Source organism: Mycobacterium sp. (genome assembly GCF_032162105.1).
In the GTDB taxonomy this organism is placed as follows: domain Bacteria; phylum Actinomycetota; class Actinomycetes; order Mycobacteriales; family Mycobacteriaceae; genus Mycobacterium.
Genome location: NZ_JAVRPS010000734.1, coordinates 1 through 7,639, shown reverse-complemented (window position 1 = coordinate 7,639; position 7,639 = coordinate 1). Strand labels below are relative to the sequence as shown.

General features: G+C 64.6%; 5 protein-coding genes and 2 pseudogenes. 6 read left to right on the top strand and 1 reads right to left on the bottom strand.

What is annotated here, in order from left to right; all coding sequences use genetic code 11:
* Positions 1-195 precede the first annotated feature (195 nt).
* The 6 genes and pseudogenes from QOC69_RS37015 to QOC69_RS36990 form a co-directional block, all read left to right on the top strand.
* Positions 196-978: pseudogene (locus QOC69_RS37015) on the top strand (FAD-dependent oxidoreductase); the annotation flags it as partial.
* A gap of 326 nt (positions 979-1,304) precedes the next feature.
* On the top strand, positions 1,305-2,636 hold the full coding sequence (fucP, locus tag QOC69_RS37010) for an L-fucose:H+ symporter permease (protein ID WP_526447984.1): 1,332 nt from the start codon (positions 1,305-1,307) through the stop codon (positions 2,634-2,636).
* Positions 2,633-3,904 carry an ABC transporter substrate-binding protein gene (locus QOC69_RS37005; RefSeq protein WP_526447980.1) on the top strand — a complete coding sequence of 424 codons (1,272 nt, stop codon included), beginning with the start codon at positions 2,633-2,635 and terminating at the stop codon, positions 3,902-3,904. The genes fucP and QOC69_RS37005 overlap by 4 nt, the downstream gene beginning before the upstream one ends.
* Complete coding sequence (locus QOC69_RS37000; RefSeq protein ID WP_526447978.1) at positions 3,891-4,208, top strand: putative quinol monooxygenase; 318 nt, start codon at positions 3,891-3,893, stop codon at positions 4,206-4,208. Before QOC69_RS37005 ends, QOC69_RS37000 begins: the two co-directional genes overlap by 14 nt.
* Positions 4,209-4,516: 308 nt before the next feature.
* Positions 4,517-5,854, top strand: coding sequence for an alpha/beta hydrolase-fold protein (locus tag QOC69_RS36995; protein ID WP_526447976.1), 1,338 nt, complete (start codon positions 4,517-4,519; stop codon positions 5,852-5,854).
* Positions 5,855-6,571: 717 nt separating this feature from the next.
* Positions 6,572-6,829, top strand: coding sequence for a hypothetical protein (locus QOC69_RS36990; protein ID WP_526447973.1), 258 nt, complete (start codon positions 6,572-6,574; stop codon positions 6,827-6,829).
* 28 nt (positions 6,830-6,857) lie between these two features.
* Here QOC69_RS36990 and QOC69_RS36985 read toward each other — a convergent pair.
* Positions 6,858-7,639 (bottom strand): annotated as a pseudogene (locus QOC69_RS36985) (peptidoglycan recognition protein family protein); the annotation flags it as partial.

Genomic DNA, 7,639 nt, shown 5'->3' with positions numbered 1-7,639 from the left:
CAGTCAGGACCACGGCCCCATCGGTACCCGGGCCAACCACATCGGTTGGTACAGGCCATGGCGCGGACGCCGGATCATCCGGCGCCGGCGGAGCACCCAGAAGACCTCACCCAGGTGGGGCCGGGAGTGGAGAGGCCAGAACCCAAACCCCGCAAGGGGACGCCGCATGAGCGTGTCACCAAAACACACTCAACGGCAACGGTCAAACCGCAGCGCTCGTACTGCTTGGCGTTCGACGTGCCCGGAGACCTCACCAGCCCGATGTTCATCTCGGTCGACTCGCCCACGCGGTCGGTGCGGTACGCGCCCACCGCCGGAGGGGACAAGCTGATCGTCGGCGGTGCTGGGCACCCAGTCGGTCGAAGCGATGGTCCCTCAAGGTCGATCGATGAGCTTCGCCGCTGGACGTTCCTGCACTATCCCGGCGCAATGCAGACCCATTTCTGGTCGGCGCAAGACTACCACTCGATCGACGAGCTGCCCTATGTCGGGGCACTGTTGCCGGGCAACGACAAGATCTGCGTGGCAACGGGTTTCGACAAGTGGGGCATGACCAATGGGGTGGCCGCGGCACTGGCCCTTTCCGCGCGCATCCTCGGCGGTCGGATGGACTAGGCCCGCGCGTTCGCCAGCTGGAGTCCACGCGAGCTGGCAGGTATCCGCACCGCCGTACAGGCCAACCTCGAGGTGGGCTTCAACCTGGTCAAGGGCTGGATCACCCCGATCACCGCACACGCCGCTGCCCCCACCGAGGGACAGGGCGTGGTCAGCGGGCCGCCGTGGCGCCTCCGAGCCACCAGCGTCGTCGACGGGACGCTGCGCACTACCTCGCCCGTATGCCCCCATCTCGGCGGCATCGTGACATGGAACGACGCCGACGAGGCGTGGGAGTGCCCGCTGCATGGTTCCCGCTTCGACGCCGACGGCGAGGTGCTCGAAGGCCCGGCCACTCGCGGGCTGTCCCGTCACCACGAGTAGCGGATGCCTCGATCATGGGCCGAGCCTCCCGTTCCCAAGCAGCCTGCTGTGGGCCCGCGCTTTCGTGCGCACCGAACGATTCGAACCTCGCCCGGCGGGTACCACCGTCGGATGCCCAGCGCGGAGCCTGGGACTTCGTCCCCGACACTCAAACCTCAGCACAGTGGCCTCCGCGGCCCCACAGTGCCGGGGAAATACCCGACTGTTCTGACACGTCTAGCCACATGCGGAACCTGTTCCATCGGTCGCGACATCTGAGTAGTGTGACCCAGATCACAGGTCTAATCGGGGACTGAACTCTTCTCAGCGGACGAGAGGTACTCACCATGACGACGACTGAGCACGCCGATCAGCCCGCCGACGCACCTGACGCCACGACTGCAAAAGGTGGCTTGATCTACCCGGGGATGGGGCTGCTGTTCGTGGTCCTCATCTGTTGCTTCACCGCATGGGGCATCGCCGCCGATCTCACCACGCCGATGGTGGCCGGCTTCAAGCAGATCTTCGACATGAACACCTTCCAGGCCTCGCTGGTGCAGTTGGCGTATTTCGGCGCGTACTTCCTGCTGGCGATCCCGGCGGCGTTCATCAACGAGCGATTCGGATACAAGGCCGGCCTTCTCTCCGGTGTGCTGCTCGCCGCAGCGGGCGCGATCGCGTTCTATCCGGCCAGCAAGATCATGACCTACGAGGCGTTCCTGGTCGCTCTGTTCGCGATCGCCGCCGGGTGCTCGATTCTCGAGACGTCCGCCAACCCGTACGTGCTTTCGCTGGGCCCGGAAGAAACCGCGACCCGACGGCTCAACTTCGCGCAGGCCTTCAACCCTGTCGGCACGAACATCGGTGTGCTCTTGGCCGCCACCCTGATCCTGCCGAAGTTGGACCAACCGGTGAACATGGCCAACCTGACACCGGCCCAGGAACAAACAATCCGCGCCGGCCAGCTTGGTGCGGTGATGGGCCCATACCTCGGCCTCGGATTCGTCCTCATCGCCATCGGGCTGGTGATCGCCATCAAGAAGTCGCCGCCGATCGTCGAGGAGTTCGAGTCGGGAGATCTGGAAGGCCAGCGACCGCTGAAGATCCTCCTGTCGAACAAGCGCTACGTCTACGGCGTGGTCGCGCAGTTCTTCAATGTCGCGGCGCAGGTCTGTACGTGGACATACCTGATCCAGTACTCGCAACAGGCGCTCAACGGATCTTTGCAGCTGGGCGGGTATCTCCTGCAGGTCAGTCTGATCGTGTTCCTCATCTCCCGATTCATCATGACGTGGGTCATCGGGCGGATCCGCGCCACGAAAGTCCTTATGGTCCTGGGCGCACTCGCGGTCGTACTGTGTGTCTTCGCGATGTTCTCGCCGAACGTGGCGGGCGTGGCCGCCGTCGTCGCGTTGTCCTTCTGCCTGTCCTTGATGTTCCCGACGATCTACGGCGTTGCCCTCCAAGGTCTGGGTCCCGCAACCAAATTCGGCGCGGCGGGACTGGTGATGGCGATCGTCGGCGGGGCGATCATGCCGCTGATCCAGGGACGCCTCCTCGACGCGACCAGCCCGGCGATCTCGTTCATCGTGCCCGCCGTCTGCTTCGCCGTCGTCACCAGTTTCGCCGTCTTCGACCTGAAGGCGACGCCCCACCAGGTTGGAGAACGAACAGCATGAGGCGTTATTGGATCATCGCGCTGGCATTCGTCCTCGCGGCGTGCGGTGGCGGCGGCCAGAAGGCCAACTTCTCCGAGCCGACCAAGCGACTCGAAGTGATCTCCTGGTGGGTGTCACCTTCGGAACATCCGGCGTTGGAGGTGCTGCTCAACGCCTTCAAGGCGGGGAATCCCGACGTGGAGGTGGTCGACGGCGCCATCGCCGGCGGTGGCGGTAGCAACGTCCAGGTTGCGCTCGCCGCGCGCCTGCAGGCGGGTGATCCGCCCGACGTATGGCAGACGTTCTTGGGCAGTTCGCTGCGTGCGTGGGTCGACGCCGACCGCATCACCGATGTGTCCGGCGTCTACGAAAGCTCGGGTTTGGATCGCACCATGCCGCAGGCATTGCTCGACGCCGCGACCTATCGGGTCAAGGCCTGGGGCGTGCCGACTGGGTCCCATCGCGGAAATGTGTTGTGGTTCAACCAGCGGATGCTGCGCGACGCCGGCGTGAGGGCGCCGGGTCCCGGCTATACGACCGAGGCTTTCGAAGCAGATCTCGCGAAGGTGGCGGCAAGCGGCAAGACGGCGTTGTGCCTTGGCGGCAAGGACAGGTTCACCGCGACCGAACTGTTCGAGAATACACTGCTCGGGGTGATCGGCACCGATGGATGGGCGAGGATTCGGGACGATTCGTTCGACTGGAGGGGATCTCAACTCAGGCAAGCGCTTTCGCAGTTCGCGCAGATCGTTTCTCGCGCCGATCCGAACGCCGGCGGCCTGACTTGGGATCAGGCGGCGAAGAAGCTGGCCACCGGCCAGTGCGCCTTCCTGTCGATGAACGATTCCGTCTACGGCGAACTCGTCGCGAACAGGTCGGTCGAAGGCACGGACTTCGGGTATGTGCCGTATCCCGGGACCACGGGTGCGTACCTGGCGATCGTCGACACGTTCGTGGTGTCGTCGGATGCCAAGGACGGCATGAACGCGATGAAGTTCATGGCGACCATCGCGGATCCGAAGACGTCACTGGAGTTCAACAAGGCGAAGGGGTCCGTGCCAATTCGGAATGACGTCGACGTGTCATCACTGCCCGCGTATCAGCGACAGGCTTCGGAGTCGTTGTGGAAGGACAAGGTTCTGCTGTCCATCACCCACGGCGAGTTGATGTCGACGGACTTCCAGCACGCTGTGTACGACGCGGTCGCCGCGTTCGTCGGAAGCAAGAACACGGACGCATTCATCGACACGCTGCAGAACTCGATCGAGGTGCCCGTTGCCGGACGATGACCATGGCGATCACGACGGACCGCTGTTTCTGGTGGTTACCATCAAGCCGCGCCTCGACCGCCTCGAAGAGGCCGAGGCACAGCTCCAGTCGATGCGCCAGAACACCCTGAACGAGCCGGGCTGTGTGTTCATGCATTTCCTGCAGCCTCAAGATGATTCGGATACCTGGGTGATGCTCGAGATGTTCCGTTCGCGCGCCGCGTGGGACGAGCACATGCTCCAGCCCTACAACACCGAGGGCAACAAGATTCTCGAAGACCTGCTCCGCGAACCATCCGACCTCCGGTTGCTCCGCGAGAAGTAAGCACTGTTTGTTTGGAGGGTCGAACATGACAGAACTCAACGAGGGCACGCTTTCGGCGTTGCCATCCAATATCGCGACGCCGCCCTATGACCGAACCCGCCTCAAACGAGGTATCGCCCAACCAGCAGGCTCATGCACCGCCTCGGCCGCCGCCCACCCACAGATGCCGAGGCCGAGTACTCCGCTCACCAACAGACCGGGCAACACACCGGTCACACGTAACAAGGTGTGCATGAAACCCGGGATGCTTCACAGCTGCGCGCGCAAAATCGAGGCTAGAGCCAGTTGCAACTGAAGGAGCGAAACGAATGATCAGAACACATACGGTTGTCGCGGGGGAAACGCTGTGGGCGTTGGCGTTGCGTTTCTATGGTGACGCGGAACTTAATCGGCTGATCGCCACCGCCAACGGGATCGCCGATCCCGACGTCATCGATGTGGGGCAACGGCTGATCTTCCCCGACTTCACGAGATACACGGTTGTCGCCGGGGACACGCTGTCGGCATTGGCTGTGCGCTTCTATGGTGACGCCTCGTTTTCTCGGCTGATCGCCACCGCCAGCGGGATCGCCGATCCCGGCGGCATCGATGCGGGGCAACGGCTGATCATCCCGGAAATCACAAGACACACGGTTGTCGCGGGGGACACGCTGTCGGCGTTGGCTGCGCGTTTCTATGGTGACGCCTCGCTTTATCCGCTGATCGCCGCCGCCAACGGGATCGCCGATCCCGACGTCGTCGACGATGGACAGGTACTGGTCATATTCGTCGGGCGCAGCGACGGGTTCGGGCTGACGATCGTCGACCGCAACGAGAACGACCCTCGCTTGAAGTACTACCGGTTCCAGACCGCCGCGATCGGCTGGAACCCCGGCGTCAACGTCCTGCTTCCCGACGATTACCAAACCAGCGGACGCACCTATCCCGTCCTCTACATGTTCCACGGTGGCGCCGACGACTTCCGCCAGTTCGACTTTCTGGGCATCCGCGACCTGACCGCTGGAAAGCCGATCATCGTCGTGATGCCGGACGGCGGGCACGCGGGCTGGTACTCCAACCCGGTCACCTCGTTCGTCGGCCCGCGGAACTGGGAGACATTCCACATCGCCCAGCTGCTTCCCTGGATCGAGGCGAATTTCCGAACGTACGCCGAGTACGACGGCCGTGCGGTCGGCGGGTTTTCGATGGGTGGCTTCGGTGCGCTGAAGTACGCAGCCAAGTACTACGGCCACTTCGCCTCGGTGAGCGCCCACTCCGGCCCGGCGAGTCTGCGCCGCGACTTCGGCCTGGTCGTGCACTGGGCAAACATCACCTCGGCGGTCCTGGACCTGGCCGGCGGCACCGTCTACGGCGCGCCGTTCTGGGACCAGGCCAGGGTCAGCGCCGACAACCCGGTCGAGCGTATCGAGAGCTACCGGAACAAGCGGATCTTCCTCGTCGCCGGCACCAGTCCCGACCCGCTCAACTGGTTCGACAGCGTGAACGAGACCCAGGTGCTTGCCGGCCAGCGGGAGTTCCGCGAACGCCTCAGCGAAGCCGGCATCCCGCATGAATCGCATGAGGTGCCCGGCGGCCACGTCTTCCGGCCCGACATGTTCGTCCTCGACCTCGACGGCATCATCGCCCGGCTGCGCCACGCGATGTAGCGGCGGGGCCGCAGGAGAACTCGCCGATAGCGGCCAACGTCGCGGGTTGGGCGAATCTGGCACGCGCGCTGAGCAACTCGGCGACTGGTCAAATTTCCACTCCAATAGCGCAAGACCACGCGGTTCCCGAGGAGGGGGCCAGCGATACTCGTGAATGAAGAACTTACGCGGCATGTTGAATCCTCGGCGGGAGGATCTCACCACGGTCAACGCACCCACTGCCCAGGCAAACTAGGCGGAGCAACGACTCCCAGCGCCTCCAGCGTGTGTTGCGGATTGCGCGATGTGGTTTCCGTTCGTGGGCGACCGCAGCAAGCCCGCGCCGGCCATCGTCGATGACACCAAACTACGGCCGCTGAGACAACGCCGAGTGCGTCGAGATCGCCCAGACTCGCGGCGAGACCTGGTCGCCGAGCAATTCGGCCTCGGGTGCCTCGCATCAACACTCAACCTTCGGCTGCATCATCTAAGCGGTAGCCGCCGTTTTACAACTCGCTCAGCACTGTGAGGGGCGAACGTCGCGCAAGGCGGACCGTCGTGGCCGACACGGCGGCGATCGCGATGATGATGGTCGCGGCGGCCCACTGAGAAGAAATCGCGGCACAGAGAGCTGGTGGCGGCGGACCGAACACGCCGGGGAGCACCCTCACCAACATTCGTGACAGCGCCAAGCCGAGGGCGGCCCCCGGCGAGACCGCACGCAATCACGCAATAAGGATGGCGGCTTCAGCGAGCGCGAAGACCGCAGTTGGGCGACGGGTCTCTCCAGCGAGCCTGCTGGGTGTCGAGCCGGCCGAGTTGATGCTGGTGGCAGCACACCCGTGGGACCTCAACGGTGCATGCGCGGCCGGGCTGCAGACCGCTTTCATCGAGCGCCCCCTCGAGTTTGGGTCCGACTCGCCCGTCTATGAAGACCCTGGCGCGGATGTGTCGGCCGCAGACCTGCACGAGCTGGCGCAGCGACTGGCGAACTGAGCGGGTTCGGGGCAACCCCCGGTCGGACTCAAACCGACATCGGGAGCGTCACCTGCAACCGCAAGGCGGCAGCGGTGGCAGGGCCGACAATGCCGTCCACCTTGAGGCCGGGGGTGCGTCGCTGGAACTCCTTCACCGCGGCCTCGGTTTCCGGGCCGAAGTAGCCGTCGATGACCAACTCCCCGGCGTAGTCGTCGTAGGCATACTCGAGCCGGCGTTGGAGTTGGGTGACCTGTGGTCCCTCGGAGCCGCGGAGGACAAGACGTCGGCGTACTGCCCGACCGGGACGGGTGGTCTCGGGGTCGGCGCCGGGTTGGCGATGCTGCCGATGCGGGCTTGAATATCGCCGCGCAACACGTCCATGTCGATCGCGCCTGGGTCCCATTTGCCTTGCGCGCGACCCGCGTACTCCTTGTGCCCGATGGTCCGGCTGGAGTTCTGCGCAAGGCGTCGGCTAATCGCCGCGCGGCAGCGAACCAGCGCGAAATACTGAGCATCAGGCCAGTTCGTCCGGTGCGATGCTGTCGGACTGGTCCCGCTATTGGCGCACTCGATGCCGATCATGTGCCAGTTGCCCATGTTGGTCGGCAGCCATGGATACATGCCGACACCGGCGTGCCAGGCGACACCGACCGCGACCACGGTGACCGTGCCGTCCGCGCGATGTGCAGCTGCGAAAGCGGGCCGGGGAGATCGGGGCGGCCGTCGGCGATCGAGGCGGCGCTCGCGTTGTCCGATCCGGTGTGATGCACCATGACCCCGCGGATGTCCTTGAAATCTCCATGGCCGCGGCTTCGCCAACCGGGATAC